The 26328-nt window shown below is 60.3% G+C and carries 28 protein-coding genes; 13 read left to right on the top strand and 15 right to left on the bottom strand.

From position 1 onward, the window contains the following. Positions 1–56 precede the first annotated feature (56 nt). Entirely contained in the window at positions 57–962 is a 906-nt protein-coding gene (locus tag HBO23_RS13305; RefSeq protein ID WP_017139119.1) for a LysR family transcriptional regulator, read from the top strand. Positions 963–982: 20 nt separating this feature from the next. Continuing rightward, a complete protein-coding gene (locus tag HBO23_RS13300) occupies positions 983–1654 on the top strand; it encodes a GNAT family N-acetyltransferase (protein ID WP_170038400.1) in 672 nt (223 codons plus the stop codon). Positions 1655–1713: 59 nt separating this feature from the next. Here HBO23_RS13300 and HBO23_RS13295 read toward each other — a convergent pair whose 3' ends face one another. Further along, positions 1714–2931 carry an MFS transporter gene (locus HBO23_RS13295; protein ID WP_186354698.1) on the bottom strand — a complete coding sequence of 406 codons (1218 nt, stop codon included), beginning with the start codon at positions 2929–2931 and terminating at the stop codon, positions 1714–1716. A gap of 562 nt (positions 2932–3493) precedes the next feature. Here HBO23_RS13295 and HBO23_RS13290 point away from each other — a divergent pair. Continuing rightward, positions 3494–3730, top strand: a complete 237-nt coding sequence (locus HBO23_RS13290) for a hypothetical protein (RefSeq protein WP_017139116.1) — start codon at positions 3494–3496, stop codon at positions 3728–3730. Positions 3731–3849: 119 nt separating this feature from the next. Here HBO23_RS13290 and HBO23_RS13285 read toward each other — a convergent pair whose 3' ends face one another. Next, positions 3850–4452 carry a TetR/AcrR family transcriptional regulator gene (locus HBO23_RS13285; RefSeq protein ID WP_170038398.1) on the bottom strand — a complete coding sequence of 201 codons (603 nt, stop codon included), beginning with the start codon at positions 4450–4452 and terminating at the stop codon, positions 3850–3852. Between the two features lie 83 nt (positions 4453–4535). Here HBO23_RS13285 and HBO23_RS13280 point away from each other — a divergent pair, with 83 nt between their 5' ends. Further along, on the top strand, positions 4536–5135 hold the full coding sequence (locus HBO23_RS13280; protein WP_170038396.1) for an NAD(P)H-dependent oxidoreductase: 600 nt from the start codon (positions 4536–4538) through the stop codon (positions 5133–5135). Here HBO23_RS13280 and HBO23_RS13275 read toward each other — a convergent pair whose 3' ends face one another. Both HBO23_RS13275 and HBO23_RS13270 read right to left on the bottom strand, forming a co-directional pair. Next, complete coding sequence (locus HBO23_RS13275) at positions 5136–5525, bottom strand: hypothetical protein (RefSeq protein ID WP_017139114.1); 390 nt, start codon at positions 5523–5525, stop codon at positions 5136–5138. A 31-nt stretch (positions 5526–5556) separates the two neighbouring features. Then, positions 5557–6813 (bottom strand): 3-phosphoshikimate 1-carboxyvinyltransferase, encoded by a 1257-nt coding sequence (locus HBO23_RS13270; protein WP_017139113.1) that lies wholly within the window; start codon positions 6811–6813, stop codon positions 5557–5559. 341 nt (positions 6814–7154) lie between these two features. On the opposite strand from HBO23_RS13270, the gene HBO23_RS13265 reads away from it, so the two are divergent. Further along, positions 7155–7784, top strand: a complete 630-nt coding sequence (locus HBO23_RS13265; RefSeq protein WP_138450233.1) for a lytic polysaccharide monooxygenase auxiliary activity family 9 protein — start codon at positions 7155–7157, stop codon at positions 7782–7784. Positions 7785–7790: 6 nt separating this feature from the next. Here HBO23_RS13265 and HBO23_RS13260 read toward each other — a convergent pair whose 3' ends face one another. Further along, positions 7791–8345, bottom strand: coding sequence for a UPF0149 family protein (locus tag HBO23_RS13260; protein ID WP_170038394.1), 555 nt, complete (start codon positions 8343–8345; stop codon positions 7791–7793). A gap of 41 nt (positions 8346–8386) precedes the next feature. Further along, entirely contained in the window at positions 8387–9676 is a 1290-nt protein-coding gene (locus tag HBO23_RS13255) for a chloride channel protein (protein ID WP_138453595.1), read from the bottom strand. Positions 9677–9868: 192 nt separating this feature from the next. Between HBO23_RS13255 and HBO23_RS13250 the strand changes: the two genes are divergently transcribed. Continuing rightward, complete coding sequence (locus HBO23_RS13250) at positions 9869–10681, top strand: crotonase/enoyl-CoA hydratase family protein (RefSeq protein WP_017139109.1); 813 nt, start codon at positions 9869–9871, stop codon at positions 10679–10681. 5 nt (positions 10682–10686) lie between these two features. Further along, positions 10687–11520, top strand: coding sequence for an NAD(+) diphosphatase (nudC, locus tag HBO23_RS13245; protein ID WP_017139108.1), 834 nt, complete (start codon positions 10687–10689; stop codon positions 11518–11520). Here the strand turns inward: nudC and HBO23_RS13240 are convergent. The 3 genes from HBO23_RS13240 to HBO23_RS13230 form a co-directional block, all read right to left on the bottom strand. Continuing rightward, positions 11488–12267 (bottom strand): TSUP family transporter, encoded by a 780-nt coding sequence (locus tag HBO23_RS13240; protein ID WP_017139107.1) that lies wholly within the window; start codon positions 12265–12267, stop codon positions 11488–11490. The two genes, nudC and HBO23_RS13240, sit on opposite strands and share 33 nt — an antisense overlap. Positions 12268–12530: 263 nt before the next feature. Further along, on the bottom strand, positions 12531–13250 hold the full coding sequence (gene pcsA, locus HBO23_RS13235) for a phosphatidylcholine synthase (RefSeq protein WP_017134682.1): 720 nt from the start codon (positions 13248–13250) through the stop codon (positions 12531–12533). Between the two features lie 149 nt (positions 13251–13399). Next, a complete protein-coding gene (locus HBO23_RS13230) occupies positions 13400–14314 on the bottom strand; it encodes a class I SAM-dependent methyltransferase (RefSeq protein ID WP_017134683.1) in 915 nt (304 codons plus the stop codon). A 191-nt stretch (positions 14315–14505) separates the two neighbouring features. On the opposite strand from HBO23_RS13230, the gene mdeB reads away from it, so the two are divergent. Beyond that, a complete protein-coding gene (gene mdeB, locus HBO23_RS13225; RefSeq protein ID WP_169988494.1) occupies positions 14506–17184 on the top strand; it encodes an alpha-ketoglutarate dehydrogenase in 2679 nt (892 codons plus the stop codon). A gap of 7 nt (positions 17185–17191) precedes the next feature. Here the strand turns inward: mdeB and HBO23_RS13220 are convergent, their stop codons facing one another. After that, complete coding sequence (locus tag HBO23_RS13220; protein ID WP_169988493.1) at positions 17192–18055, bottom strand: LysR family transcriptional regulator; 864 nt, start codon at positions 18053–18055, stop codon at positions 17192–17194. A gap of 112 nt (positions 18056–18167) precedes the next feature. On the opposite strand from HBO23_RS13220, the gene HBO23_RS13215 reads away from it, so the two are divergent. Further along, positions 18168–18776 carry a LysE family translocator gene (locus HBO23_RS13215; protein WP_099548301.1) on the top strand — a complete coding sequence of 203 codons (609 nt, stop codon included), beginning with the start codon at positions 18168–18170 and terminating at the stop codon, positions 18774–18776. A gap of 8 nt (positions 18777–18784) precedes the next feature. Here the strand turns inward: HBO23_RS13215 and HBO23_RS13210 are convergent, their stop codons facing one another. Both HBO23_RS13210 and HBO23_RS13205 read right to left on the bottom strand, forming a co-directional pair. Continuing rightward, positions 18785–19273 (bottom strand): DUF1289 domain-containing protein, encoded by a 489-nt coding sequence (locus tag HBO23_RS13210; RefSeq protein ID WP_170038392.1) that lies wholly within the window; start codon positions 19271–19273, stop codon positions 18785–18787. Between the two features lie 130 nt (positions 19274–19403). Then, positions 19404–20654: a ribonucleotide-diphosphate reductase subunit beta gene (locus HBO23_RS13205; RefSeq protein ID WP_005788524.1), complete on the bottom strand. Its 1251-nt coding sequence runs from the start codon at positions 20652–20654 to the stop codon at positions 19404–19406. 248 nt (positions 20655–20902) lie between these two features. Between HBO23_RS13205 and HBO23_RS13200 the strand changes: the two genes are divergently transcribed. Beyond that, positions 20903–21370, top strand: a complete 468-nt coding sequence (locus tag HBO23_RS13200) for a GNAT family N-acetyltransferase (RefSeq protein WP_017138438.1) — start codon at positions 20903–20905, stop codon at positions 21368–21370. A 7-nt stretch (positions 21371–21377) separates the two neighbouring features. Here the strand turns inward: HBO23_RS13200 and HBO23_RS13195 are convergent, their stop codons facing one another. After that, positions 21378–22481 carry a DSD1 family PLP-dependent enzyme gene (locus tag HBO23_RS13195; RefSeq protein WP_170038390.1) on the bottom strand — a complete coding sequence of 368 codons (1104 nt, stop codon included), beginning with the start codon at positions 22479–22481 and terminating at the stop codon, positions 21378–21380. Between the two features lie 70 nt (positions 22482–22551). Between HBO23_RS13195 and HBO23_RS13190 the strand changes: the two genes are divergently transcribed. Continuing rightward, complete coding sequence (locus tag HBO23_RS13190) at positions 22552–23178, top strand: PAS domain-containing protein (protein WP_017135455.1); 627 nt, start codon at positions 22552–22554, stop codon at positions 23176–23178. On the opposite strand, the gene HBO23_RS13185 is transcribed toward HBO23_RS13190, so the two are convergent. Both HBO23_RS13185 and HBO23_RS13180 read right to left on the bottom strand, forming a co-directional pair. After that, positions 23166–23546, bottom strand: a complete 381-nt coding sequence (locus tag HBO23_RS13185; RefSeq protein ID WP_017135456.1) for a RidA family protein — start codon at positions 23544–23546, stop codon at positions 23166–23168. The two genes, HBO23_RS13190 and HBO23_RS13185, sit on opposite strands and share 13 nt — an antisense overlap. Beyond that, positions 23543–24508 carry a threo-3-hydroxy-L-aspartate ammonia-lyase gene (locus HBO23_RS13180; RefSeq protein ID WP_017135457.1) on the bottom strand — a complete coding sequence of 322 codons (966 nt, stop codon included), beginning with the start codon at positions 24506–24508 and terminating at the stop codon, positions 23543–23545. The genes HBO23_RS13185 and HBO23_RS13180 overlap by 4 nt, the downstream gene beginning before the upstream one ends. Before the next feature lie 173 nt (positions 24509–24681). On the opposite strand from HBO23_RS13180, the gene HBO23_RS13175 reads away from it, so the two are divergent. Both HBO23_RS13175 and HBO23_RS13170 read left to right on the top strand, forming a co-directional pair. Then, on the top strand, positions 24682–25200 hold the full coding sequence (locus HBO23_RS13175; protein ID WP_017135458.1) for a sigma-70 family RNA polymerase sigma factor: 519 nt from the start codon (positions 24682–24684) through the stop codon (positions 25198–25200). Next, the gene (locus HBO23_RS13170; RefSeq protein WP_017135459.1) at positions 25197–26117 is read left to right on the top strand and encodes a FecR domain-containing protein; all 921 of its coding nucleotides are present in this window, start codon (positions 25197–25199) and stop codon (positions 26115–26117) included. Before HBO23_RS13175 ends, HBO23_RS13170 begins: the two co-directional genes overlap by 4 nt. Positions 26118–26328 lie beyond the last annotated feature (211 nt).

Raw genomic sequence — 26328 nt, 5'->3', positions numbered from 1 at the left:
GGAAGACGCATGGGTTGCAGCTAATACCTGCATCAAACGCCTGATAAGGAACACGTATGCCCGACCTGAATTTGCTCATTACCCTGGATACGTTGCTTAGCGAGGGCAGTGTCGCCGCTGCCGCCAGGCGCCTGCGCCTGAGCCCTTCGGCCATGAGCCGCGCGCTGGCACGCCTGCGTGAAACCACCGGTGACCCCTTGCTGGTGCGCGCCGGGCGCGGGCTGGTGCCGACCCCGCGGGCGGTCGAACTGCGTGAACAGGTCAGCCGTTTGGTGCAGGAGGCCCAGGCGGTGCTGCGCCCTGCGCAAACCTTGGACATGGGCCAGGTGGTACGCACGTTCACGCTGCGCTCGAGCGAGGAGTTTGTCGAAAACCTCGGCCCGGCGTTGCTCGCGCGTATCGCCCAGGAAGCGCCGGGCGTGCGCCTGCGTTTCGTCGACAAGAGCGACAAGGACTCGGCGCTGCTGCGCGAGGGCAGTATTGACCTGTCGATTGGCGTGGTCGACGCCAGCGCCAGTCCCGAACTGCTGACCCAGGCGCTGTTCCGTGACCGACTGATCGGTGTGGTCCGCAGCGGCCATGCGCTGAGCCAGGGTGAAGTCAGCGCCGAGCGCTTTGCCCAGGGCCAGCATGTCTACGTGTCACGCCGTGGGCTGGACCGTGGCCAGGTCGACGACGCCCTGCAAGCGCTGGGCCTGACGCGGGAGATCAGCACCATCGTCGCCGGCTTTGCCACCGCCATCGCCCTGGCCCGCGACACCGACCTGATCGCCAGCGTGCCCGAACGCTACACCGCCCATCAGCGCGACGGGCTGTACAGCTTCGCGCTGCCGATAGTCGTGCCGCCGTTCACCGTGGCCATGCTCTGGCACCCACGCCTGGATGCCGATGTGGCCCACCGCTGGTTGCGCGGCTGTTTGCGCCAGGTGTGCGGGCAGCAGGTACAATCACCGCTGCCTTGACGCTAAACCCAGGAATTTGCATGTTCAGCCTTACCCGCTACACCACCGCGTGCCCCGAGCCGATCAACAGCCAGATCCTGCAGATGGTGGTGGACAACCTCACCGACATCAGCAGTGTGGCGTTGCCGCCGAGCAACCTGCTCTACAACATCTATCAATATGCCGTCGGCTTTGAGGTGCACCTGTACCTTGAAGCGCTGAATGGCGCCAAGGGCATCGCGGTTGAACTGGTGGTGGCGATGCGGGACGAACAGGTGATCGGCTTTTGCCTGTACCTGCCCGTCAAGGACGATCCGCACGCCTGTGGCATCGCCTTCATGGCGGTGCAAGCCGGGCACCGGCGCCAGGGCGTGGCCCGCGCGATGCTTGGCGAGGTGCTGGCGCATTACCCCCACGCAGAGCTGGCCTGCTCAGTGGAAAAAGTGCCGGCGTTCCAAGCGCTCGGCTTTCAGGTGCGTGGCGCACGCGGCACCCAAGTGTTGATGAACACCCGCGATTACGGCACCGATGGCTTGATGGGCGTGCTGGACGTGGCTGCGATCTATAGCTCGCTGGAGGTGCGACAGATTCATACCTACTTGCTGCAAAAACACGGCAAGCGCGCGATGGTTGATGCCGAGAAGCAGCGGGATCGGCATTTGGATCAATTGGGGCGTAAGGTACAGCTGTTTGTAAGTGAGTATCGGGACTGAATTCAAAAAAACTCTCTTGGGAGGTTTTTTATTGGGTGCAGCAAATCGGAATGATCGTACTAATTAACCGGGGTATGTGCTTGTTTTCTGCACACATATAAATAGACGGCAATTGACACTGAAGCAGTTAAAAATGCTATGCCGGCTGACACAATAAAGGGGGCTGGGCGACCACCTGCGATTATTATTAGTGTTCCTAAAGAAGGTCCGATTATAACGCATAAAATTTGGACGCTTCTGAAAGACATGGATACCCTTCCGATAGTGTCAGGAGGGCATAATTGTTGAAGGATTATATTTGAGGATATTATTAGTGTTTCATAGCCGAAGCCATTAAGAAACCAAGCCAGTGGATAGATATAGGCTCTTCCAGGTACTTGGAAAAATACTAAGGTCGCGGTCAGGATTAATGCGGCGGAGAAAACAACCAGTGCATGTGTCCGGAGTAGCAGTTCATCGATATGGCTGAACTTGAATTTTACCAGCAGTGCGGCGCCTATCGCGCCAGCCGCTGTTGCGGAGACGATGACTGAGAAATTAACTGAAGGTAAACCTTCGTAGGCTAAGAAGGATGCCAAATGCGGGTCGTAGATTCCTAAAGCAAGTGAAGTGAGTAGGGAGTACAAAAAGCCGATGCGTAGCTGAAAGGGTAAGGTATTGAATATTGCAATTCCTCTTGCTATGTCACGATAGAGTGGAAGGGGGTTCGTGGAGGCGTCGATGATTTTCGGTTGGAAGACCCTGCAGATAGACCTCAGGAGTGGAAAGGTCAAAAGAACGGCAGCGGCTGATAAAAAGAATAAGTCCTTTGGTGATAATATTATCGTCAATATACCTGCTAGTAACGGCGCAAGTATTTTTGTGGATTGGTCAAATACACTGATGTAGCTAAAAAAAGATTTGCGCTCATCAGCAACTATCAGTTGCCGAACCATAATGGTTATTGAGGGGAAGTAGAATAAGTTTGATACGCCTTTCAAGATAACGAAAAGCAAAAAAATCTTAAGATCTGGAGAGACTGCGAGGGCTAAAGTAGACAGTGTGCGGACTAAAGCCCCAAATGCCAGTGTTTTCCTTGCGTCATGTCGATCTATCAGCGTTCCGACAATAGGGCCTAGAAACAACATGGGGGCACCTAGGCAAAAAGCCAGGAGCGCTATCGACGAAGGCGAGGCATGCCACAAATAGACGGGGATCGTGAAAATCAAAAAAATATCAAGCCATAGTGAGAGGCTGGAAAGCGCTTGCACACAAATAAGCTTACTTGACGTTTTCATGATGTCTATCTGAGTTCAGAAAAGTTTGTTTTCAATTACGAAGCTATCGAGGTCGTGCTCGCTCGCGAAGCGATACAGGTTGCTTAATCTATTTATGAGGCTGCGTCCATTAAGGTTTAGGGGGGTTATGTTATGCCGACTCTTGACGCATTAAGATAGTGTCGGCTCTGTAATTGTATATATCATCTCAGGGTTGTTGTCTCCAAAGGTTTGTGACGCGTTTAAATCGTATGTGTGCCTACTGGTGATTGTCAATTCTGTTTTTTGAATAATAGTGTTTTTCATAGGTTTTTGGTGTGTTTTTACAGAGGTGTATCAGATAGTTCTGATCGGCATTTCCTACGTTGCGCTTCGCCGTTGATTTCTAAAGATACTTATTTATACATAGGGCTGTAATGTTTGGTTGCATTACATCAGGCCGCTACCCATGGCGGCCATGATTTTATTTCTAAACTAGTTCCGTGTGTGAAAAGCCTGGAACTCAATAAGGAATTGTCGCCACAGAAGGCTCGCTGATCAACGCAGTTGCAGCAGTCTTTCTACCTGAATTGGAGTTCTATCTATGCACATTGGCGGCTTCAACGCTAAATCTGTACACGGCAATTTTGAGATGTCTCAGATGATGGGCAGGCCGAAGAGCCTGGAAATGAGCGATGCAAAACAATTCGATCCGGCGCAAAAGCCTGAGGTCAATGAGCAGTCTGCCAAGGACCTCAGCGCGCACAGCCAAATGTTGACGGCGCGTAGGGGCGGCAGTGATCTGCTGCCTGGCGTCGGCAGCAAGAAGATCTCGTTCTGATTGCACAGAGGCCCGTATCGTCAGATACAGGTTAATGAGATGGTCACCCCCAACACCCTGTGAGGGCTACGCTTTCACGGGGTGTCGCGGCGCTTGATTCCTTGTGCGCGAAGAATTAGTTAAACGCAGCCGCGATTGACCATTGCCAGAATCGTCGCCACCAGCTCCTGCTGCGCCTCCTCACGGCTGATCTCACCACTGGCGGCCGCCTGGGACAAGGCCTCGGCGGCACCCAGCATGGCGCGTAAGCCTGCCTGGGAAACAGTGCCGTTGGGCGCGAACGGCGCCAGTGCGTCGCGGCACTTTTGCAGGAAGATCGCCTCGTATTTGCGCTTCAGCGTTTCCAGTTCCGGCGAGCTGCTCAAGGCGGCAATCACCCCCGGAATTTCCCGGCCTTGCAACAACACGCAATCGACGTAGCACGACGCGATGACCCAGGCTTGCTCCTGCAGGGTCGCGGCGCTGGAGTCCAGCGCATCGGCAAACACCTGGTTCTGGCGGCTATCGAAGTCCTCATACAGTGCGGCCAGCAGGCCGGCGCGGGTGACGAAATGGTCGTAGACCACCGGCTTGGTAACGCCCGCCAGCTCGGCCAGGCGGCCCAGGGTCAGGGCTTCGGTGCCTTCTTCGCGTACCAGTTGCCAGGCCATATCGAGCAATTGGCGCAGGCGATCCTCGCGGGACAGGCGGCGGCGTGGGGCAGGGGATTCAGCGCTTGACATGCTTATATACCAAAAGTAACTTAAGGTGCGTAACCTACTAAAAGTAGCTAGCGCCCAGCCTAGCTCGAAATGGAGTCAATGTCATGCACGCACTGATCGTTGTAGCCCATCACGACCCGCAATCCCTCACCCATAGCCTCGCCGCGCAAGTGGCGGCCGGGCTCACGGCGGGCGGCCACACTTATGAGGTTGCCGACCTCGCCGCCGAAGGCTTCGATCCGCGCTATACCGGCGCTGACCACCTCGTACACCGCACTCGCGCTGAGCCGCCCGCCGATGTGCTCGCCGAGCAGGCGCGCATCGACCGCGCCGATGCATTGGTGCTGGCGTTTCCGATTTATTGGTGGTCCCTGCCGGGGCTGCTCAAAGGTTGGGTTGACCGCGTGTTCGTCAACGGTTGGGCGATTGATTACGGCCCCGATACGCCGGTGGTGAAAAAACTGCGGCACTTGCAGGTGCACCTGCTGGCGTTGGGTGCGGCAGATGAAAGCGCGTTTGATCGGCACGGTTATGCCAAGGCCATGCGCACGCAAATCGACTACGGGATTTTTGATTACTGTGGGGCGCAGGTGGTGACGTCAAAGCTGCTGCTGGATTCGGAAAGCGGCGCTGCGCAGGCGCACTTGCACACCGCGAAAGCCATAGGGCAGGGCTTGTTTGCACACGAAACGGTGGCTGGTTAGTCAGCCTTCGCGAAACAGATCGTGAGCATCCAACAGGCGGTAGGCGATTTCCGGGCGCTTCTCCATGCCACGGCGAATCGCTGCCGGAATCGCCTGGCGGGTTTTGCGGCACAGGCCGGGCTGCTCATCGATGTTGATCTGAATGCCGCGCATGCTCTTGACCTCGGTGTGCCCCGGCGCTACCTGCACGCGGATGCCCAATAGTTCGAACATCTTCTGTTGCATGTATTCCAGGTCTTGCAGGCTCTGGAGGTTTTCCAGGCGCTCGACCAGCTTTTTTTCTTCCTGACGCGTCAGGCTGAGAATGCGCAGGTCGGCGCCGGGCGCTTGTAACAGCTGTTCGCGGTCGCAAGCGCAGACGCCGGGTGGGCAGGGTTGGCGAATTGACATGTGCATTCCCTCCCTACGCCGACGTGCTGGCTCAGTAGCTGAGCGTTACCCCAAGGCTGCCCAAGGCCTTCCAGTATTCAGGGTAGGTCTTGGCCACGCAGTCCGGGTCTTGAATGCGGATTCCCGCCACCTTCAGCCCGGCCAGGGCAAAACACATCGCGATGCGATGGTCGGCGTGGGTGTCGATCAGCGCATTGCAAGAGGTGCCGGCCAGCGCCGGGTCGCTGGCCACCAGCAGGTCGTCGCCCTCGATGGTCGCCAAGCCTGGACGAATCTCGTTGAGGCCGTCGTGCAGCGCCTGTACACGGTCACATTCCTTGACGCGCAGGTTGGCCAGTTCAGTGAAGCGCACCGGGGTGTTGTTGAACGCAGCCAGCACGGCCAGGGTCGGGATTGCGTCCTGCATCTGCGAGCCGACTACCGTGGCTTGCATGTTCGGGAACTGCGCGATCACGGCCTGGGCCTTGGCGTCCGGCTGGGTGAAGTGCTGCGCGGCCACGCCGATGTCGATGCGCCCGCCGGTCAACACTTCGGCAGCCCACAGGTAAGTGGCGGCGGAGGCGTCGGGTTCGATCAGGTAGTCATGGGCGCTGTAGCCGGTGGGGGCTACGCGCCAGGTGGTGTCGTCGACCACCTCGACCTGCGCACCGAACGCACGCATGCAGTCCAGGGTCAGGTCGACGTAGCCACGGGCGCCGATGTCCTTGCCGGTCAACGCCACTTCAATCGGCGCCTGGCCGCAGGCGGCGAGCATCAACAGGGCTGACACGTACTGGCTGGACAAGCCGCCATCAATCTCAAAACGCTTGGCCTGCACCTTGCCCACGCCGTGTACGGTCACCGGCGGGCAGCCGGTCGGGCTGTCGACGCGGATGCCGTTCTGGCCGAGGGTGGCCAGCAGCGGGCCGATCGGACGTTTTTGCATGTAGTCGTCGCCGTCGAGCACCACGGTGCCCTCGACGGTCGCCACGGCGGCAGTCAGAAAACGCATCGCGGTGCCGGCATTGCCGAGGAACAGCGGCTGCGACGGCAATTGCAACTTGCCGGAGCCGGTCACAACGAAGGTGGTGTCGTCCGGTTCATCGATGCTCACGCCCATTTGGCGCAAGGCCACCGACATGTGGCGGGTGTCATCGCTTTTCAGTGCGCCGCTCAAGCGGCTGGTGCCCTTGGCCAGGGCGGCCAGCAGCAGGGCGCGGTTGGTAATGGATTTGGAGCCGGGGGGCGCGACCTTGCCGTTCAGGGCGAAATTGGGCGGTGTAACGGTCACGGTTTTCTGCGAACTCAAGGTACAAGGCTCCTGATCAAGGCAAGGCGGTAGGGAGTGGCCGACGGGCGGACCCGAATAATCAGCTAAACACGCCACCCTTGTCGAGCAGGGATCGTGGTAGGGCGCGTATTTCGAGGCGGTCGCCGACTTGTCCGGGGAATGGACTGCTCCTGTAGTCGAACTACTCCTGCGGGCGTAGGACAAGCAGCAAATCTGATGCAGGACAACGGCGCTCACTTAGCGAAACGAGGGCGACGTGAGATCTTTCCGAGAGAAGTGGCGACTGGACAATAAAGCCCGCCAAGGTAAGTTCAAGGCGTGCCCCATGACGGGGCACATTCAATCAAGGAGTGAATGAAATGAACAAACCCCAGACCCAACTTCGTCACGGTCGCGTGGTGACCCCGGCCAGCCGTGGTTCAGTGGCGGTGGAGCGTGGGCTGCTCGGCAACTGGCAAGTCAACGAGATGGAAGGCGGTAAAAACTTCCCATCGCTCGCCGCCGGGCCATTCCCGGCACCTTATGAAACCGATGATCAAAGCGTCACACCGCCTGGCGACGGGCATATCTTGAGCGGCGGCAAAACCGACGACCGCGATTGCATCAACTTCACCGACGAGGAGATGAGCAAAAAGCTCAATAGCCCCTTCACTTGGCCGTTGCTGAATGTCGAGGCTGGCCAGGTGTTCAAGGTGCAGTGGGAGTACACCGCCGCCCACGTCACCCGTGGTTATCGCTGGCTGATCACCAAGGATGGCTGGGACCCCAAGCAACGCATCAGCCGTGCGCAACTTGAGGCCAAGCCGTTTTTCGAAGACTTCTACACCCAGGTGCCGTACTACCAGCACGCCGATGAAATGAAGGCCAAGGTCGAACACCAGGTCACGCTGCCCAAGGGCAAGAAAGGCCGGCATGTGGTGGTGTTGATGTGGATCGTGGCCAACACCGGCAACGCGTTCTACCAGGCGTTTGACCTGGACTTCAAATAAGCGCTGTTACCGCTGGGCCAACCAGTAGTCATGCAGCGCCCGCGCGGCGGGTTCGATGGCTCGAACCCGCTGCTGGTGGGCGTTTACATCCAGGTCGGCCGGTAGTTCGAAGTTGTCCTGCTCGGCGCACCAGGAAATCTTCTCCAGCAGCGCCGCCTGTTCGGCCGGCAGTTCTGGCCAGTTGCCAATCGCGGCGCCACGGATATAACCAAAGCACCATTCCTCGGCAAGCGTGACGGTTTGACCTTGGTGCTCGGTGTCATCGAAGCGCGCCTTGAAGCCTTGCGCATTGGTGGCCAATTGCGCCGCCAGCATATTCATATGGTGCACGCACAGCTCGAGGAAGCGCTGGGCTTCTTCGACGTTTTCCCACTCCGGGTTCTGCCCACCCCAGATCGCCGGGAACCACTCACCCACGTCCACCTGTGCCGGGCTGGAGACCAGCGCGGTGAAGTAGCCGTCGAGTTCAGCCAGGTTCAGCACCGAATGATCGTCGCCGTATTTCAACAGCGTTTCGTCGATGAAGTCGAAATCGGCAGGGGTGAGGGGTTGGGCGAGCATGGGCATATCCTTTAAACGTCGAGCGCCGCGAAGTGGGCGGCTTAAAGCGCAGAGGATGGCGCTTGGGCGGGCTTTTTTCCACTTATTTCCCAGCGCTGACACAGCTTGCTCACGCACATCGAACCCACCACCGCCAGAATGATCGGCACCAGAAAGTCATGCTCGATGCGCGTAAATTCGGCCACCAGCACAATCGCGGTCAGCGGCATGCTCATGCTGGAGGCCAAAAACGCCGCCGCGCCGATAATCGCAAACGCGCCGAGCGGCACCCCGGGCCACACCAGGCTCCAGGCACCGCCGAGCAGAATCGCCAGCAGCGCGCCATTGGCCAGGCCCGGCGTCAGCAGGCCACCCTCGGCGCCCGCGCGCAGGCTGCTCGCAGTGATCAGCACCTTGACCAGCAGCAGGATGGCGGCCAGGCCTATCGTCAGCTCATTGTCGAAGCCCAGTTGCGCCGGGCCTTTGCCATTGCCCAGTATCTGCGGCAGCAGCATCGCCAGCCCGCCGATAATGGTGAAGTTGATCAGCGACATGACTGGCAGGCGCCAGCCGCGCGCGGCGTTGGCCCTGGCGGCGCCGGTAAAACGGCTGAACCCATAAGCGGCCACGCCAAACACCGGCCCGCACACTACCGCCCAGGCGATCAGCGCCGGGCTGAGCACAAAGTGCGGCACTGCATATTGCGATTCCGCACCCAGCCCGATCCACGCCACCGAAGCGCCAATCGCCGAGGTCGCCAGCGCAATCACCGCCGCCGGCCAGCTGAAGGCGCCCACCAGCACTTCCAGCACAAAGACAGCGCCGCCCAAGGGCACGTTATACACCGCCGCCAACCCGGCACCGGCACCGCAGGCCACGATCAAACGGTGCATGTGCGGTTCCAGGCGCGCGCGTTGTGACAGCCAGGTCGCGGCCAGCGCGCCGACTTCACGCGGCGCCACTTCACGGCCCAATGGCGAGCCAAGCGCCACGGTGATGATCTGCAGCACGGCGTGGGCGAGGGTGGTCTTGGGCGGCATGATCGGCATCTTTTCAGACACGGCCTGTTTGATGCTCACCAGCGGGCGACCATAGCGATAAATCGTCCACCAGCCCAGCCCGGCGACCAGGCCGCACACCACCAGCACCAGCAGGCGCCGCTCCGGCGCGGCAGCGGTGACGCCCCACAAAAAGGTTTCGTGGCTGACCAGGCTGTCGAGGCTGTAACCGTAGGCCAGGTGCTGGATGCCGTGCAGCAGCAACGCCAGCAACATCCCGCCCAGCCCGGCGCCAATGCCGGTCAGCACGACCACCAGGGCCAGAATCAATGATGAACGAAAGGTGGACGGCATAGCGGGCTCCAGGCAATGGCCCTGAGTGTATAGCCGATAAAGTGCGGTGCCTGGGTGAAATGTATCGGCAGGTCATAAACCCCGCGCCCACAACATTTCATTACTTTTGCCAGTCCCGTTTTTGGCCGATGCGCCGTCATGCTCCCTTGTTATAGTTCGAGCCTTATTACTCGCCAGTCAGGGATCACTGCCATGTCCGAATACCAAGCTTTCATCGTCGAACTCACCGGCAACGTTGCCCATGTGCAGATCAACCGCCCGGAAAAAATCAACGCGATGAACGCGGCGTTCTGGACCGAAATCATCGACATCTTCCAATGGGTCGAAGACACCGACGCCGTGCGCGCCGTGGTGCTCAGCGGCGCCGGCAAGCATTTCTCCTCCGGTATCGACTTGATGATGATGGCCTCGGTGGCCAATAGCTTCGGCAAGGACGTGGGCCGCAATGCACGCTTGCTGCGGCGCAAGATCCTCGAGCTGCAAGCCTCGTTCAATGCCGTCGACACCTGCCGCAAGCCGGTGCTGGCGGCGATCCAGGGTTACTGCATTGGTGGCGCCATTGACCTGATCAGCGCCTGTGACATGCGCTACGCCGCCGAAGGCGCGCAGTTCTCGATCAAGGAAATCGACATCGGCATGGCCGCCGACGTCGGCACCCTGCAACGGCTGCCACGCATCATTGGCGACGGCATGTTGCGTGAACTGGCCTACACCGGTCGCCCGTTCGGCGCAGAAGAAGCGCGCAGCATTGGCCTGGTCAATCGTGTGTATCCCGATCAGGACAGCCTGTTGGCCGGTGTAATGGAAATCGCCCATGAAATCGCGAGCAAATCACCGATTGCCGTGGCCGGCACCAAAGCCATGATCAGTTATATGCGTGACCATACGGTCAATGATGGTCTGGAATACGTTGCCACCTGGAACTCGGCTATGTTGCAATCCAACGACCTGCGCGTGGCCATCGCGGCCCATATGAGTAAGCAGAAACCCGAATTCGTGGATTGACTGACATGACCCCAGGCTGGATTACCACAACGCTGCTGGACAACGACGCCCCTGGCGGCTGGGCCGTCGCCCGCAGCCGCGAGGGCTTTTTGCATGACACCAACGGGCCGCTGTTCCCGCGTGAATGGCTCAAGCGCCAGGACCTGTCGGTGTTCGCCGAACACGGCATCGGCCATCTTGACGGTGAGCCTGTTTACTTGCTGGAGCTGAACGCGGCGGCCGAGGTGCCAGGTTGCAGTTGGCAGGGTTTGCGCGGCTTTATGTTGCAGGGCGACCACACCCTGTACAAAGTGCTGGGCTACGCCGCGCAGATCGGCACCTGGGCGCGGGAGCATCGGTTCTGTGGCAGTTGCGGCCAGGCCATGGTGCAGGTGCCGCGCGAACGTGCGATGTATTGCCAGGCCTGCGACCTGCGCAGCTACCCACGCATTTCGCCGAGCATGATTGTGCTGGTGACCCGTGGCGACGAGATTCTGCTGGCGCGGTCGCCGCGTTTTGTCACGGGTGTGTACAGCACGCTGGCGGGGTTCGCCGAGCCGGGGGAGTCGGCCGAAGACTGCCTGATCCGTGAAGTGCGCGAAGAAGTGCAGGTGGAGGTCAAGAACATCCAGTACATGGGCAGCCAGTGCTGGCCGTTCCCGCACTCGATGATGCTGGGCTTCCATGCCGAGTACGCCGGGGGTGACATCGTGCCCCAGGCTGATGAGATCGAAGACGCGCAGTGGTTCAACATTCACGACTTGCCGCCGTTGCCGGCGTCACGTTCGATCGCGCGTTACCTGATCGACCTCTACCTGGCGCGCCGTTTAGGCCACGCTGAACCAGTGTTGCCAGGCTAGGCGCACCGTCAGGCCGAGGACCACGGTGATAAACACCGGGCGAATGAATTTGGCGCCGCCGCTGATTGCGCTGCGTGCGCCAAAGAACGCGCCACACATTACCGAGAAGCCCATCGCCAGGCCGACGATCCAGTCCACCGAGCCATTGAAGATAAACACCGACAGCGCCGCTGCGTTGCTGACGAAGTTCATGCTGCGCGCCACGCCGCTGGCTTTGACCAGGTCGATAGGGTGCAGCAGCATCGTGCTCACCGTCCAGAACGCGCCGGTGCCGGGGCCGGCCACGCCGTCGTAGAAGCCCAGGCCGAAGCCTTGGGTCGATTGCCATTTCTTCTTGATCGGTGCATCGGCGTCCAGCGGCGCCTTGGGCGTGCCGCCAAACAGCAAATACACACCACAGGCGAACACGATCACCGGGAGCATTTTGTTCAGGGTTTCGGCGGGCAGGTAGTGGGCGACCACGGCACCCGCCAATGCGCCGACCAGCGTGCCGACAATGGCGTGTACCCATTGGCGCGGGTGGAACAGCTTGCGCCGGTAGAAGGTGAAGCTGGCGGTGGCGGAGCCGAAGGTCGAGCTGAGCTTGTTGGTGCCCAGCACCAGGTGCGGTGGCATGCCGGCGGTAAGCAGGGCCGGCGTGGTGAGCAGCCCGCCGCCGCCGGCGATGGCGTCGATAAAGCCGGCAATAAAGGCCACGCAGGCAAGAATGGCGAGGGTGGTCAGGTCAACGCTGAGTTCGAAGGGCATGGGCAGGGCTTATTATTGGCAGGGCGCAGAAAAGGGCTGCGCCAAAGACCGGTATCTTACTTGGATCTTGTTGTTCTACGCGATCCAAATGTGGGAGCTGGCTTGCCTGCGATAGCGGCAGGGCAGGCCCAACTGCTGTAACTGACCCGACGCCATCGCAGGCAAGCCAGCTCCCACCTTTAAATCGTGCCCGCCTGACTGTGATCGTTCCCACGCTCTGCGTGGGAATGCCGCCTCTGACGCTCTGCGTCTGCTCTGGATCTTCAGCTGTGACGTTTGTCCAGCCACTCCAACGCCGTGCGCCACACACAAATCCCCAGAAAATACGCCGACATCACCGACCACAACCCGAACGTCCATGGGTTGGTATTGGGGTAATCCACCACCATCAAAAAGCTGCACAGCAACCAGATGGTGGTCACGGCGATGTTGATCGGCATAAAGCGCTTGACCCGGAAGGGGTGCAGAAACTTCATCGGTGTCACGGTCAGCAGCGCCAGGCCGATCACTGTGGCCAGGGTCACCCAGGCGTCCGGCTGGATGATGTAAACGCACAAGGCCACCACATTCCAGGCCGCGGGAAAGCCGACAAAATAGTTGTCCTTGCTCTTCATGTTCACATTGCAGAAGCAGAACAGCGACGACACCAGGATCACCGACACGGTAAACAGGTGGGTAAAGTCCGGCAGGTCGATATAGCGGTAGATAAACAACGCCGGAATAAACACATAGGTCAGGTAGTCAATCACCAGGTCCAGCACCGAGCCATCAAAGCTGGGCAGTACCGTGCTGACATTCACCCGTCGCGCCAGCGAGCCATCGACGCCATCGACCACCAGCGCCAGGCCCAGCCACAGCAGGCAGGCCTTGGGTGAGTTTTCCAGCAATGCCAGGGTGGCCAGGAACGCCAGCACCACGCCGGTGGCGGTAAAGCCGTGGGCGCCCCAGGCTTTGAGTCTGGCTACATGCAGGGTCGATATCACGGGCGGCTCTCCAAAAGATGAAACAGGGCAGCCGACGACGTAACGCCGTCGAGTCTGACCAGGGAATGCAGGTATCGACCGGGAAGGAGGGAATAAGGTTCACCGCCCCGGTGTATCACTTAGCGTAGCAAGGGTCAGACGTTTCGGCATCAACCCTGACGGAACACCAATGCCTTCAAACCGCTTTGCGGGTCGACATCGGGAAATTCCGGCGGGTTTTCCAATCGCTGCACAAAGCGCAGGCCCGGTGCTTCGCGGGTTACGCCGTCAATCAGGAAGTCTTCACCGAAGGCCGGGTCGTTCATGCAGGCCAACACCGTGCCGTGGGCTGTGAGCAAATCCGGCAGGCGGCGCAGCACGCGTTGGTAGTCTTTGGTCAGCAGAAAGCTGCCTTTCTGGAACGACGGCGGGTCGATGATCACCAGATCGTAAGGGCCGCTGTTCGTCACCTTGGCCCACGATTTGAACAGGTCGTGGCCCAGGAAGCTGACGTTACTCAGGTCATGACCATTGAGGCGATGGTTGTCGCGCCCGCGACTCAAGGCGCCACGGGCCATGTCCAGGTTTACGACATGGTCGGCGCCGCCTTCGATGGCGGCCACCGAGAAACCACAGGTGTAGGCGAACAGGTTGAGCACGCGCTGGCCCTTGGCCTGTTCGCGCACCCAGTTGCGGCCGTAGCGCATGTCGAGGAACAGGCCGCTGTTCTGTTTTTTACCCAGGTCGATCAGGTAACGCAGGCCGCCTTCGGTAATGGTCAGCTCGTCAACGGCCTCGCCCGAGAGCCATTCGGTGGTGCTTTGCGGCAGGTAGCGGTGTTGCAGGGCAACGGTGTAAGCGCTGAACTGCGTTTGCAGCAGTTGTTTAAGGGCTTCGAGCTGCGCAGGCTCGGGTTCCTTGAACAACGAGACCAGCAGCACGCCCTGCAACCAGTCCACCGTCAGTTGCTCCAGGCCCGGCCAGCAGCGGCCACGGCCGTGGAACAGGCGCCGGGTTTCACTCGGCGGGTTAGCCAGGGCGGTGAGCAAATGGGCGTGCAGGGTAGCGAGTGCGTCTGGGTTCATCGTTGAGCGTCAGTCGTTGAGCGGGCGGCATTTTAAACACAGTTGCGGTGCTTCGTCGTGTTTGAGCACAACGTGCTGCAAAAAAGATGATTGGCAGTGATTCATGCTCAAAATGCTTGAGCCTGCGCTTGATAACAGGCAAAAAATCCTCAGGCACCGACATAAACTGGAAAAAAAGCCCGGAGGTGCCCATGAACGGTTTCGCGAGTGCAGTCAATCACACAGCCCAAGACCCGCAAGAACTGGATGAGTGGCGCGACGCCCTGGCCTCGCTGGTGGCCAATGCCGGGCCAGAACGGGCGCGCCAGATCCTCGACCTGCTGGCCCGCGAAGGCAGCGCTGCGCCCATCGACTGGAAACCGCGCCACGGCACGCCCTATATCAACAGCATCAGTGTTGAGCAGCAACCGGCGTTTCCCGGTGACCTGGCCACCGAAGAACGCATCGCCTCGCTGGTGCGCTGGAACGCCTTGGCCATGGTGGTGCGCGCCAACCAGGCGTATGGCGAACTCGGTGGCCATATCGCCAGTTATGCCAGTGCGGCGGACTTGTTCGAAGTCGGCTTCAATCACTTCTTCCGGGCGCGCAGCGACACCTTCGGTGGCGATCTGGTGTTCTACCAGCCGCATTCGGCACCGGGTATATATGCCCGTGCTTATCTGGAAGGGCGCCTGACGGAAAACGACCTGGCGCACTACCGCCAGGAAATCGGCGGGCCAAAAGCCGGCGCACGCGGCCTTTCCAGCTACCCGCACCCGTGGCTGATGCCGGACTTCTGGCAGTTTCCCACCGGCTCCATGGGCATCGGCCCGATCAGCTCGATTTTCCAGGCGCGCTTCATGCGCTATCTGCAACATCGCGGCTTGCTGGACACCACCGACCGGCACGTCTGGGGTGTGTTCGGCGATGGCGAAATGGACGAGCCGGAAAGCATGTCGGCCCTGACCCTGGCTGCCCGCGAAGGCCTGGACAACCTGACCTGGGTGGTTAACTGCAACCTGCAGCGCCTCGACGGGCCGGTGCGCGGCAACGGGCGCATCATCGACGAACTCGAAGCCTTGTTTGCCGGTGCCGGCTGGAACGTGATCAAGCTGGTGTGGGGCTCGGACTGGGACGCCTTGCTGGCCAAGGACACTGACGGTTCACTGGTGGAAACCTTGTCGAACACCGTCGACGGGCAATTCCAGACCTTTGCCGCCAAAGACGGCGCCTATAACCGCGAGCACTTCTTCGGCCAAAGCGCGTCGCTGGCGGCCCTGGTGGCGGGCATGAGCGACGAGCAAATCGACCGCCTCAAGCGCGGTGGCCACGATATGGTCAAGATCCACGCTGCCTACCATGCCGCGCGCCGGGTAAAAGGCCAGCCCACGGTGATCCTGGCCCAGACCAAAAAGGGCTTCGGCATGGGCGAAGCCGGGCAGGGCAAGATGACCACGCACCAGCAGAAGAAGCTCGATCGCGACGCGCTGCTCGCTTTTCGCAATCGCTTCCAGTTGCCGCTCACGGATGCGCAGACCGAATCCTTAAGTTTTTTCAAACCCGCCGAGGACAGCGTTGAACTGCGTTACCTGCATCAACGTCGGCACAAACTCGGCGGTTATGTGCCAAGCCGCAGCCCGCTGGCCGCACCCGTCAGCGTGCCGCCGGTGGCGGGTTACGCCGGTTTCGCTACGGCAGCCGAGGGTAAGGAGATGTCCACCACCATGGCGTTTGTGCGCATGCTCACCAACCTGCTCAAGGACAAGGCTCTCGGCCCGCGCATCGTGCCAATCGTTGCGGATGAAGCACGCACCTTCGGCATGGCCAACCTGTTCAAGCAGATCGGCATCTATTCCAGTGTTGGGCAACGTTACGAACCGGAAGACATTGGCTCGATCCTCAGCTACCGCGAGGCCACCGACGGGCAAATTCTCGAAGAAGGCATCAGTGAGGCCAGCGCCATCAGCTCCTGGGTGGCGGCCGCCACCAGTTATTCGGTGCATGGGCTGCGCATGTTGCCGTTCTATATCTATTACTCGATGTTCGGCTTCCAGCGCGTCGGCGACCTGATCTGGGCTGCCGCCGACCAGCGCGCCCGTGGTTTCCTGCTCGGCGCCACCGCCGGGCGCACCACCCTGGGCGGCGAAGGCCTGCAGCATCAGGACGGCAGCAGCCATTTGGCAGCCGCGACGGTGCCCAACTGCCGCGCCTACGACCCGGCGTTTGCCGGCGAGTTCGCGGTGATCCTCGACCACGGTATGCGTCAGATGCTGGAGCACGATGTGGACGAGTTCTACTACGTGACCCTGATGAACGAAAACTACCCGCAACCGACGCTGCCAGCGGGCGTGGAGGCGGCGATTATCAAGGGCATGTATCGGTTGCAAGGTGCTGCGGATGCCAAGGTGCGCCTGCTCGGCTCGGGCACGCTGGTACGTGAGGCCCAGGCGGCCGCGCAGTTACTGGAGGAGGATTGGCAGGTGGCGAGCGAGGTGTTCAGCGTGACCAGTTTCAGCGAGCTGGCACGGGATGCGCGACAGGTGGAGCGCTGGAATCGGTTGCATCCTCAGGATATGAAGCGCTCCAGTCATGTGAATGCATGTTTGCCTAAAGGTGTACCGGTGATTGCGGTGTCCGACTATGTACGGGCGGTGCCGCAGATGATCGCTTCGTATCTGGACAGCAGCTACACGGTGTTGGGCACCGACGGCTTTGGGCGTAGCGATACTCGGGCAGCGTTGCGTGATTTCTTTGAGGTGGATCGCTATCACATTGTGCTGGCGGCGCTGACGGCGTTGGTGGAGCAGGGCCGTCTGGAACCCGAGGTTTGTCAGCAGGCGATCGAGCGGTATGGCGTACAGGCGGAGCGCGAGCCTTCCTGGACCTCTTGAACCCCTGTTAAGCCTGCTGCCTCAGTGAGCTGATGATGAATGCATGCAGGCTATCAACCGCTTCAGACCCGCGCGAGGCCCGGCTTCGCAGGATTGAAACCTCCATGGGTTCAATCCTGCCCAAGCCGTGCTCGCTGCCCAGAACCTGAAGCGATGCCTGCACGGTACATTGGGTGATTGCGGCAATCGCCAGCCCACCTTCAACGGCGGCTAGTTGGCCGGCAAGGCTGGAGCTGTTGTAAACCACCTTGAATTCACGTCCCTTTTGGCTCAGTGAGTTCACCGCATAACGTCTGGCCAGGCTTGCACTTTCGTAGACGGCGATAGGTAGCGGATCGCGCCTCCACAGTTCGAACTGGGGCGAACCGACCCATACCATGGGTTCCTTGAACAGAAAAGTGCCGCTTTGAGGGGCGTCACGCGACACGAGTGCAAGATCAAGGTCGCCGCTGCGCACACGCGGGATGAGTGCGGCCGACTGTTCGCAAGTCAGTTCTATTTCCACACCCGAATAGCGCGGCAAAAAACGCTTGAGCACCGGCGTGAGATACATCGCCGCGTAGTCTTCCGCAACGCCAAGGCGGATGCGTCCGGTCAATTCTTCACCGTGAAAGGCCGCTTGGGTCTCGGCGTGCAGTGCGAGCAGGCGCCGGGCGTAGCCCAGCAGTAACTGACCGTCCGCCGTCAGTTGAAGGTGACGCGGGCCACGGCTCAACAACTGCCGCCCCAGCGCTGTCTCCAGTTTTTTCATTTGCATGCTGACGGCGGACTGCGAGCGGTTGACCTCATGGGCCGCACCAGAGAGCGAGCCGGCATCCACCACGGCGACAAAGCATTTGAGCCAATCGATCTGCAAATTGCTGGCAGGCATCCAGGTGACCCCTATTCGTTAATCGAATGGCTGTGACGTAAATTATGCGCTTTTCAAGAGGTTTGTTCACTCGCAAAATCCTCGCCTCAACCCCTGCCTGCTGGATTTGACCATGCCATTCGACACCTGGTTGCTCTACCTGGTTACCTGCTGCGGCATCGCTATAGTGCCAGGGCCCAATGCGTTATTAGTGCTGACCCATGGCGCCATTCACGGGCGTCGCAAAACACTCTTCACGATTTCGGGCGGCGTGCTCGGTTTTGCCGTGGTGTTGTCGTTTTGCGCTTTAGGCTTGGGGGCACTGATCCAGGCGTCTGCCACCTGGTTCACGGCACTGAAGGTGGTTGGCGGGCTGTACCTGATCTGGCTGGGGTTTGGGTTGTGGCGCTCGGCGCCTGTGAGTCTTGAGGCAGCCGTTACGACCAGCCTGCGAAGCTGGTCGCTGTTTCGCCAAGGGCTGGTATCGGCGATTTCAAACCCCAAGGCGCTGCTGCTGTTCACCGCCTTCATTCCACCTTTTCTGGACCCACACCGAAGCCTCATCGCGCAGACGGCCGCTATTGCGCTGACTTACGCCGTGGTGGAGTTTGTTGTTGAATATCTGGTGGCCAGCGCAGCACATCGGGTCAGGCCCTGGTTAGCCCGAACCGGACGCCGATTCAATAAAGTCTGCGGTGGTTTTTTTGTGCTGTTCGGGTTAGCGCTGCCTGTCCATAGCTGACGGCAAGTCTAGAAGGTGGCGATCAGTGCTGGCCCAAAGGCTTCTTTCAAAAAGCCCGGCGCGATATAGCGTTCGTAATGCGCCTCGGACAGCAGGAAAAACTCGCGGTCAATCGCATCACGCAAATCCGCCAGGTGACGCTCGCGAAACTCCGGCAGCAACGCCAGCCCATACGCGTCCAGCTTGGAAATCACCCGCGCGCCCCGGGCAATCAACTGGTACGCCCAGCAGTACGGCGACTGGTGTGGCATAAAGCGAATTTTGCGGGTTTCAAGTTGCTGGCGCAAAAGCTTGGGGTCAAACACTTCCAACTTGCTGGCCATCACCTGCACCAGCAACTGCTCCAGGCGCAGCCACACCGCCTGCTTTTCGTCGGCGTTGTAGCCATTCCACTGGATGACTTCATGGTGATAACGCTTGCAGCCCCGGCAGACCAGGTCGCCGTAAACGGTGGAGCACAGGCCGACGCAGGGCGTTTTGATGGTTTGGTTGGGCATAAAGTTTGTACGCAAGTCTAAAAAATACCGCTAACCCATGTGGGAGCGGGCTTGCCCGCGATAGCTGAGTGTCAGCCAATATATGCTTAACTGACCCGCCGCCATCGCGGGCAAGCCCGCTCCTACATTTTTAATCCCAGCTCAGCGCGCCGCCAGTCTGGTACTCGATCACGCGGGTTTCGAAGAAGTTTTTCTCTTTCTTCAAGTCCATGATCTCGCTCATCCACGGGAACGGGTTAGTCGTCCCTGGGTACTCTTCTTTCAGGCCGATCTGCGACAGGCGACGGTTAGCGATGAACTTAAGGTAATCCTCCATCATCGCCGCATTCATCCCCAACACCCCACGCGGCATGGTATCGCGCGCGTACTCAATCTCCAGCTGCGTCCCCTGCAGAATCATCTGGGTCGCTTCTTCCTTCATTTCAGCATCCCACAAGTGCGGGTTTTCGATTTTGATCTGGTTGATCACATCGATACCGAAGTTCAGGTGCATCGACTCGTCGCGCAGGATGTACTGGAACTGTTCTGCCACGCCGGTCATTTTGTTGCGACGGCCCATGGACAGGATCTGGGTGAAGCCGCAGTAGAAGAAGATGCCTTCCAGGACGCAGTAGTAGGCGACCAGGTTGCGCAGCAGCTCTTTGTCGGTTTCGACGGTGCCGGTTTCGAACTTCGGATCGGAGATCGAGCGGGTGTATTTGAGGCCCCAGGCTGCCTTTTTGGCGACCGATGGAATCTCGTGGTACATGTTGAAGATCTCGCCTTCATCCATGGCCAGGGATTCGATGCAGTACTGGTAGGCGTGGGTGTGGATCGCTTCTTCGAAGGCCTGGCGCAGGATGTACTGGCGGCACTCCGGGTTGGTGATCAGGCGGTACACGGCCAGGACCAGGTTGTTGGCAACCAGGGAGTCGGCGGTGGAGAAGAAGCCGAGGTTGCGCATGACGATGCGGCGTTCGTCGTCGGTGAGGCCTTCGGGGTTTTTCCACAGGGCGATGTCGGCGGTCATGTTGACCTCTTGCGGCATCCAGTGGTTGGCGCAGCCGTCGAGGTACTTCTGCCAGGCCCAGTCGTACTTGAAGGGCACGAGTTGGTTGAGGTCGGCGCGGCAGTTGATCATGCGCTTTTCGTCAACGGCGACGCGGGCGGCGGAGCCTTCCAGCTCGGCGAGGCCTTCGGCGACGTCGAGTTTGTCCAGGGCGGCCTTGGCGCGGATGATCGCGGCCGAGTCGTTGGCGGTCACGTTGCGCGCTTCCAGAGCAGCAGCGGCGCCGGCACCGTCAAGGCGGTCCATGTTGGCTTCGCTGGCGTGGCCGGCGTTGGCGCCTTTGATCACCGCTGCACCGGTGTCTTCGTTGTCGACTTCATCCCAACTCAACATTGAAATTCTCCTTCCTGGTACTCGAAAAATAGGTTTTTGCAGGCTTCAAGGCATTGAAATACTGCGCAGAGTGTGGTCGGTAAATACCGATACTGCACACTATGTAGTGGTGATTTGTGTTTGTGGGCACACTATATGGTGTGTAACAAAACAGGTCAACGCACAAGATGTGCGGTCTTGGGTCGCGGCACATCGCCGGTTGAGCTATAAAACCTGGGTTCATTGGCTGCCGGTGGAATTTCAAGGGAATGAAAAACGTACTGATCCGATCCGCCCTGCTGGACGACGCGCAAAGCATCTTCGAGGTGCATAAGCATTCCGTCGAAAACCTCTGCACGGGCGACTACGGCCCCGAGCAGATCGCCATGTGGCTCAACGGCCGCTCACCCGCCACCTACCGCGAGGCCATTGCTGCCGGCAACCTGTGGCTGGCACACACCGACAGGCTGCAGGGTTTTATCGAAATCGACGGCCATGAAATCAGCAAACTGTTTGTGCGCGGCGATGCCGCCGGGCAGGGCATTGGTGCGCGCCTGCTCAATGAGGCCTTGCAGCGCATCAAGAACGCCGGCCATGCCAAGGCCTGTCTGGAAGCGACCCTCAACGCCGAAAACTTCTATGCCGCCTTCGGGTTTCGCAAGGTCGGCGAGGGCACCTTCAGTCGGGGCAACAGCCCGGTGTCCATCGAGATTATCAAGATGGAGCTCGCGCTGTAGCGGGGAGCTACCAACCACGCAGCCGCTCCCAGACCTGCACTTCACCGTTGTGCAACACGGCGTTATAGTTGCCGAACTGCGCCCCCGTGGCGCACGCATGATTGGGCAGAATACGCAGGCGCGTACCGAGCGGAAATTGCGTCACCACATCCACGCCGCCCGCTTCGAACCGCGCCACGCCATGTTCCTGGTTGGCGCTGCTCAACAACAAGCCGTCGATCAACTCCCCGTGCTCATTGCACACCTGGCCATAACCAAAGTCGCGTTTTTGCGCTTGCGTGCCGCGATCCCGGCTCATGGCCATCCAGCCGGCATCGGTGATGATCCAGCCTTTTTCCGCTTGATGGCCGATCACTGTGGTCAGCACGCTCAAGGCCAGTTCCTCGGTGCGGCATACGCCGATGTTGTGCATCACCAGGTCAAAAAACGCATACACACCCGCGCGCAGTTCGGTCACGCCTTCAAGGCTCACGGCTGACAATGCGGTAGGCGTGGAGCCGACACTGACCTGATCGCAGGCCATCCCGGCGGCACGGATACGTTGCGCCGCTTCAACGCAGCGTGCGCGTTCCTGTTCGGCGATGGCCTGTAACGCTTCAGGCGTATCCAGGCCGTAGCTTTCCCCTGCGTGGGTCAATACGCCGACGAGGCTGTCACCGAGCAGTTGGGCGATGTCGAGCAATAACGCGTCCTGCGGCTTGACCCCGGAACGGTGGCCGTCGCAATCAATCTCGATCATCACGGCAAAGGTTTCACCCTGCGCGGCGCCGAAATCGACGATGGCCCGGGCGCCGGCGAGGCTGTCGGTGATCAGCGTCAGCGCGCAACCCCGGCGGCGCAGCGCCAGGGCCTGGGGCAGTTTGTGCGGGGCCATGGCGACGGCGTAGAGGATGTCCTGGATGCCCAGCTCAAAGAAATATTCGGCTTCCTTGAGCGTCGATACGGTGATGCCACGGGCACCGGCCGCTATCTGCGCGGCCACCACTTCGGCGCACTTGTGGGTTTTGACATGGGGGCGCAAATGCACACCCAGGCTGTCGGCACGCTGTTGCATGCGCTGGATGTTGCGCTGCATTTTCACGCTGTCTAGCAATGCTGCCGGGGTGTCCATGGTTAACGCTCCACAAGGGCGGACAGCGGCCAAATTGACGGCCTGTCCAGGACTGGATATGTTGTCTTGCATGAAAAAGACCTCTCCCGAAGAAACCACCCTGATCAGCCAGCTCGAACAGATTGCCGAAGGCTTGAGCAAAACCTTCAGCCCGTTCTGTGAGGTCGTGCTGCACGATTTGCGCGATCCGCAGCAGGCGATCCTGGCGATCCATAACAACCTCTCCGGGCGCTCGCCGGGCGACCCGACCACCGAGTTGGGCCTGGCGCGGATTGCCGACCCCGACTACCCGCAGATCATTGCCAACTACCGCAACCAATTCAGCGATGGGCGCCAGGTCAAAAGCACCTCGATCGGCATCAAGGACACCAGTGGCAAGTACGTCGCGGCCTTGTGCATGAACGTCGATCTCTCATTGTTTCGTGGCCTGCAGGGCATGCTTGAGCAATTTGGCTCGGTCACTGGCGACACCCTTATCGAATCCCTGGAGCCGTCCGGCGCCGATGTGATTCGCACCCGCATCGACCAGTTCGCCGCACGCCTGGCCACCACCCCGCGCGCGCTCAAGGCGGCGGATCGACGGCTGTTGCTGCAAGAGCTCAAGGACTCGGGCTGCATGGACATTCGCCGGGCCATGGAGACCGTGGCCGCGCACCTGGGCGTTTCACGGGCGGCGGTCTACACCTACGCCAAGTAGCGCGCCACAGCTTCAATCTCCACCAGATAACCGTGGTGCAACTCGGGCACCGGCACCACCGCACGGGCAGGGCGGTGCTCGCCCAGCGCGGCGGCGTAAATGCGGTCGAATTGCGGCCAATGCTGAACCCCGGCCACATACACCGTGACCTTCACCAGATCCTGGGGCGAGCCGCCGGCGGCTTTCAAGATGGCCAGCAGGTTAGCCAGCGCCAACTGGGCCTGTTCGGCAAACGATGCTTCAAGGTTGTGGCGCCCCTGCGGGCTCACCGGTAATTGCCCGGAGATATACAGCGTGTCGCCGTGGCTGACGGCCTGGGAGTAATGCCCGGCGGGCGCCGAGGCGGCCTCGGTGTGGATGATGTTCATGACGCCTCGCTGAGCAACGCGGCGTAGCGCGCGATGTCGACATTGCCACCAGTGACGATAATGCCCACGCGCTGGCCCTTGAACCGCTCGCCCAGCTGGCGCAACGCCGCCAGGCCCAGGCAGCCGGTGGGTTCGACCACCATTTTCATGCGTTGCATAAAGAACTTCATCGAGGCCACCAATTGCGCGTCGGAGACGGTGAGGATGTCGGTCACCTTGTCGCGGATGATCGGGAAGGTGTAGTTGCCCAGGTGTTGGGTTTGCGCACCGTCGGCGATGGTCGCCGGGGTGTCGATGTGCACGATGCTGCCGGTCTGGAATGAACGCTGGCCGTCATTGCCTGCTTCGGGCTCAACGCCAAACAGTTGGCAATCGGGTGCCAGCGCACGGGTCGACAACGCGGTGCCCGAGAGCATGCCGCCACCGCCCAGGCCGACGAACAGGGCGTCCAGAGGACCGGTGAATTCCAGCAGTTCCTTGGCGGCCGTGCCTTGGCCGGCAAGGATGTGTGGATGGTCATACGGTGGGATCAATGTCATGCCGTGTTCAACTGCCAGGGTGCGGCCTATCTGCTCACGGTCTTCGGTGAAGCGGTCATACAGCACCACGCTGGCGCCATATTCTCGGGTCGCGGCCACTTTGGCGGCCGGCGCGTCGGTGGGCATCACGATGGTCGCCGGCATGCCGAGCAATTGGGCGGCCAGCGCAATACCCTGAGCATGGTTGCCGGAAGAGAACGCCACCACCCCGGCCTTGCGCTGGTGTGCGTCAAACTGCGACAGGGCATTAAACGCACCGCGAAACTTGAACGAGCCAGCGCGTTGCAGGTTTTCACACTTGATGAATACCTGGGCACCGGTTTCAGCGTCGAGGGTGCGTGAGGTAAACACCGGCGTTTGATGGGCAAAGCCTTGCAGGCGTTGGGCGGCGGCGACGACATCTGAATAGTCAGGCAATTGCATGGGCGGACCTCGTGGGCGGATATGGATAAAATATCCATATCAAGACAAATAGTAAAGGATGGCTTGGCACCCAGTGCATAAACGCAATGTTGAAAAGAGCGTGGTGATCAGCAGCGATATTAAATAGAATGAATCTCATTTGAGACTCACTCGCGCTGCGCAGGTTGCTTTTCATGACTGATGCTGTTGCCCCGACCCATACTGGCGAAATGACCCTGTCGCGCTTGTACCGCGACCATCGCAGCTGGCTCGAAAGCTGGTTGCGGCGGCGCCTGGGCAATGCCTGGGATGCGGCGGACCTGAGCCAGGACACCTTTGTGCGGGTGCTGGCCAGTGCCCAGCCGATTGCGCAGATGCAGGAGCCACGGGCGTATCTGGTGACGGTCGGCAAGCGTTTGCTGGCCAACTTTCATCAGCGCCGCAGCCTTGAGCAAGCCTATCTGAAGGCGCTGGCGAATTTGCCCGAAACCTGCGTGCCGTCGCCCGAGCAACGCTGGCTGGTGCTGGAGACCTTGCACGCTCTGGATGAGTTGCTCGACGGTTTGCCGCGGGGGGTGCGGCGCGCGTTTCTGTGGAGCCAGTTGGAAGGCCTGGGTTATCGCGAAATTGCCGAGCGGCTCGACGTCTCTGAGCGCACGGTCAAGCGCTACATGGCCCAGGCCTATGAACATTGCCTGTTGGTGGCCCTATGAGTCACGAGGTTGCGCGTGCTGCGGCGCAGTGGTTGGCGTTGTTGGAGTCCGGAGCGGCCACCGAGCGTGACCACGCCAATTTGCAGGCTTGGCGCGACAGCCACCCTCAGCACGAACAGACCTGGCAGAAAGCCCAGTCGCTGCGCCAGCGCTTGCGTGACTTGCCCCAGGCCGTGGCGATGGCCAGCCTCGACCGCCCGCAACCGGGGCGACGTGCGTTGCTCAAGCGGGCCTTGGGCGTAGCGGCGCTGGTGCCGACCGCCTGGCTGATCAGCCGTCAGTTGCCCATCGAGGCATGGCGGGCTGATTTGCACACCGCCACCGGCGAGCGCAAACGCCTGCCGTTGGCCGATGGCAGCAGCTTGCAACTCAACACGGCGACGGCGGTGGATGTTGACCTGGCACAGCGGCGCATCACGCTGGTGGACGGCGAGTTGGCGCTGACGGTGCCGGGCGCGGCAGCGATCAGTGTGCACACGCGCTACGGCCAGGTAGAGGTGAGCCAGGCTGAAGTGTGCGTACGGCAATTGGCGTCCGGCTGCCGCGTGTCGGTGTTCAAGGGCGCGGTGCAGGTGCGTGATCTGGCCGGGCAATTGACGACGTTGAACAGCGGTCAGCAAGCCTCGTTAAAGCCTCACGGGCTGAGTGCCAGGGCGGCGTTTGATGTGCAGCAACTGGGCTGGCGTGACGGTGTATTGACCGCACAGAACCAACCCTTTGGGGATTTCCTGCGTGAGCTGGAGCGTTACCGCCCTGGCGTGTTGCGCTGGGACCCTAGCCTGGAAACGCTGCGGGTCACCGGCAGCTTTCGCCTGGATGACACCGACCGCATCCTCACACTGCTGGCCCAGACCCTGGGGTTTGAGGTGCGAGCGCGCACGCGGTATTGGGTGACACTCAGCCGAACCCTGGCTTGACGCTGGCCACCAGGTTCGTAGCGGTGAGCAGGCTTATTGTGGCGAGCAGGCTTGCCCTGCGTTGGGCTGCGAAGCAGCCCCAAAACAGTCACCGCAATTTTCCAGATGTTCTGCTTTGCGAACCCAAGGGGCCGCTGCGCGACCCAACGCAGGGCAAGCCTGCTCGCCACAACAGGCGGGCCTGGCATAACAGTCCCACTGGCCTCAGGAA

Origin of the sequence: Pseudomonas sp. WS 5532 (genome assembly GCF_012985445.1) — a bacterium.
GTDB classification, from domain to species: Bacteria; Pseudomonadota; Gammaproteobacteria; order Pseudomonadales; family Pseudomonadaceae; genus Aquipseudomonas; species Aquipseudomonas edaphica.
This window is presented reverse-complemented; position numbering and strand designations above follow the sequence as displayed.

What these genes read in the sequence shown, in the direction of transcription:
- HBO23_RS13195 (WP_170038390.1), bottom strand. Translation starts at nt 22,481, where the DNA reads ATGGACACCCCGGCAGCATTGCTAGACAGCGTGAAAATGCAGCGCAAC.
- HBO23_RS13290 (WP_017139116.1), top strand. Translation starts at nt 3,494, where the DNA reads ATGCACATTGGCGGCTTCAACGCTAAATCTGTACACGGCAATTTTGAG.
- nudC (WP_017139108.1), top strand. Translation starts at nt 10,687, where the DNA reads ATGACCCCAGGCTGGATTACCACAACGCTGCTGGACAACGACGCCCCT.
- HBO23_RS13250 (WP_017139109.1), top strand. Translation starts at nt 9,869, where the DNA reads ATGTCCGAATACCAAGCTTTCATCGTCGAACTCACCGGCAACGTTGCC.
- HBO23_RS13220 (WP_169988493.1), bottom strand. Translation starts at nt 18,055, where the DNA reads ATGCCTGCCAGCAATTTGCAGATCGATTGGCTCAAATGCTTTGTCGCC.
- mdeB (WP_169988494.1), top strand. Translation starts at nt 14,506, where the DNA reads ATGAACGGTTTCGCGAGTGCAGTCAATCACACAGCCCAAGACCCGCAA.
- HBO23_RS13255 (WP_138453595.1), bottom strand. Translation starts at nt 9,676, where the DNA reads ATGCCGTCCACCTTTCGTTCATCATTGATTCTGGCCCTGGTGGTCGTG.
- HBO23_RS13305 (WP_017139119.1), top strand. Translation starts at nt 57, where the DNA reads ATGCCCGACCTGAATTTGCTCATTACCCTGGATACGTTGCTTAGCGAG.
- HBO23_RS13180 (WP_017135457.1), bottom strand. Translation starts at nt 24,508, where the DNA reads ATGCAATTGCCTGACTATTCAGATGTCGTCGCCGCCGCCCAACGCCTG.
- HBO23_RS13205 (WP_005788524.1), bottom strand. Translation starts at nt 20,654, where the DNA reads ATGTTGAGTTGGGATGAAGTCGACAACGAAGACACCGGTGCAGCGGTG.
- HBO23_RS13295 (WP_186354698.1), bottom strand. Translation starts at nt 2,931, where the DNA reads ATGAAAACGTCAAGTAAGCTTATTTGTGTGCAAGCGCTTTCCAGCCTC.
- HBO23_RS13210 (WP_170038392.1), bottom strand. Translation starts at nt 19,273, where the DNA reads ATGCCCAACCAAACCATCAAAACGCCCTGCGTCGGCCTGTGCTCCACC.
- HBO23_RS13240 (WP_017139107.1), bottom strand. Translation starts at nt 12,267, where the DNA reads ATGCCCTTCGAACTCAGCGTTGACCTGACCACCCTCGCCATTCTTGCC.
- HBO23_RS13190 (WP_017135455.1), top strand. Translation starts at nt 22,552, where the DNA reads ATGAAAAAGACCTCTCCCGAAGAAACCACCCTGATCAGCCAGCTCGAA.
- HBO23_RS13230 (WP_017134683.1), bottom strand. Translation starts at nt 14,314, where the DNA reads ATGAACCCAGACGCACTCGCTACCCTGCACGCCCATTTGCTCACCGCC.
- HBO23_RS13300 (WP_170038400.1), top strand. Translation starts at nt 983, where the DNA reads ATGTTCAGCCTTACCCGCTACACCACCGCGTGCCCCGAGCCGATCAAC.
- HBO23_RS13170 (WP_017135459.1), top strand. Translation starts at nt 25,197, where the DNA reads ATGAGTCACGAGGTTGCGCGTGCTGCGGCGCAGTGGTTGGCGTTGTTG.
- HBO23_RS13285 (WP_170038398.1), bottom strand. Translation starts at nt 4,452, where the DNA reads ATGTCAAGCGCTGAATCCCCTGCCCCACGCCGCCGCCTGTCCCGCGAG.
- HBO23_RS13280 (WP_170038396.1), top strand. Translation starts at nt 4,536, where the DNA reads ATGCACGCACTGATCGTTGTAGCCCATCACGACCCGCAATCCCTCACC.
- HBO23_RS13265 (WP_138450233.1), top strand. Translation starts at nt 7,155, where the DNA reads ATGAACAAACCCCAGACCCAACTTCGTCACGGTCGCGTGGTGACCCCG.
- HBO23_RS13185 (WP_017135456.1), bottom strand. Translation starts at nt 23,546, where the DNA reads ATGAACATCATCCACACCGAGGCCGCCTCGGCGCCCGCCGGGCATTAC.
- HBO23_RS13215 (WP_099548301.1), top strand. Translation starts at nt 18,168, where the DNA reads ATGCCATTCGACACCTGGTTGCTCTACCTGGTTACCTGCTGCGGCATC.
- HBO23_RS13200 (WP_017138438.1), top strand. Translation starts at nt 20,903, where the DNA reads ATGAAAAACGTACTGATCCGATCCGCCCTGCTGGACGACGCGCAAAGC.
- HBO23_RS13260 (WP_170038394.1), bottom strand. Translation starts at nt 8,345, where the DNA reads ATGCTCGCCCAACCCCTCACCCCTGCCGATTTCGACTTCATCGACGAA.
- HBO23_RS13175 (WP_017135458.1), top strand. Translation starts at nt 24,682, where the DNA reads ATGACTGATGCTGTTGCCCCGACCCATACTGGCGAAATGACCCTGTCG.
- HBO23_RS13275 (WP_017139114.1), bottom strand. Translation starts at nt 5,525, where the DNA reads ATGTCAATTCGCCAACCCTGCCCACCCGGCGTCTGCGCTTGCGACCGC.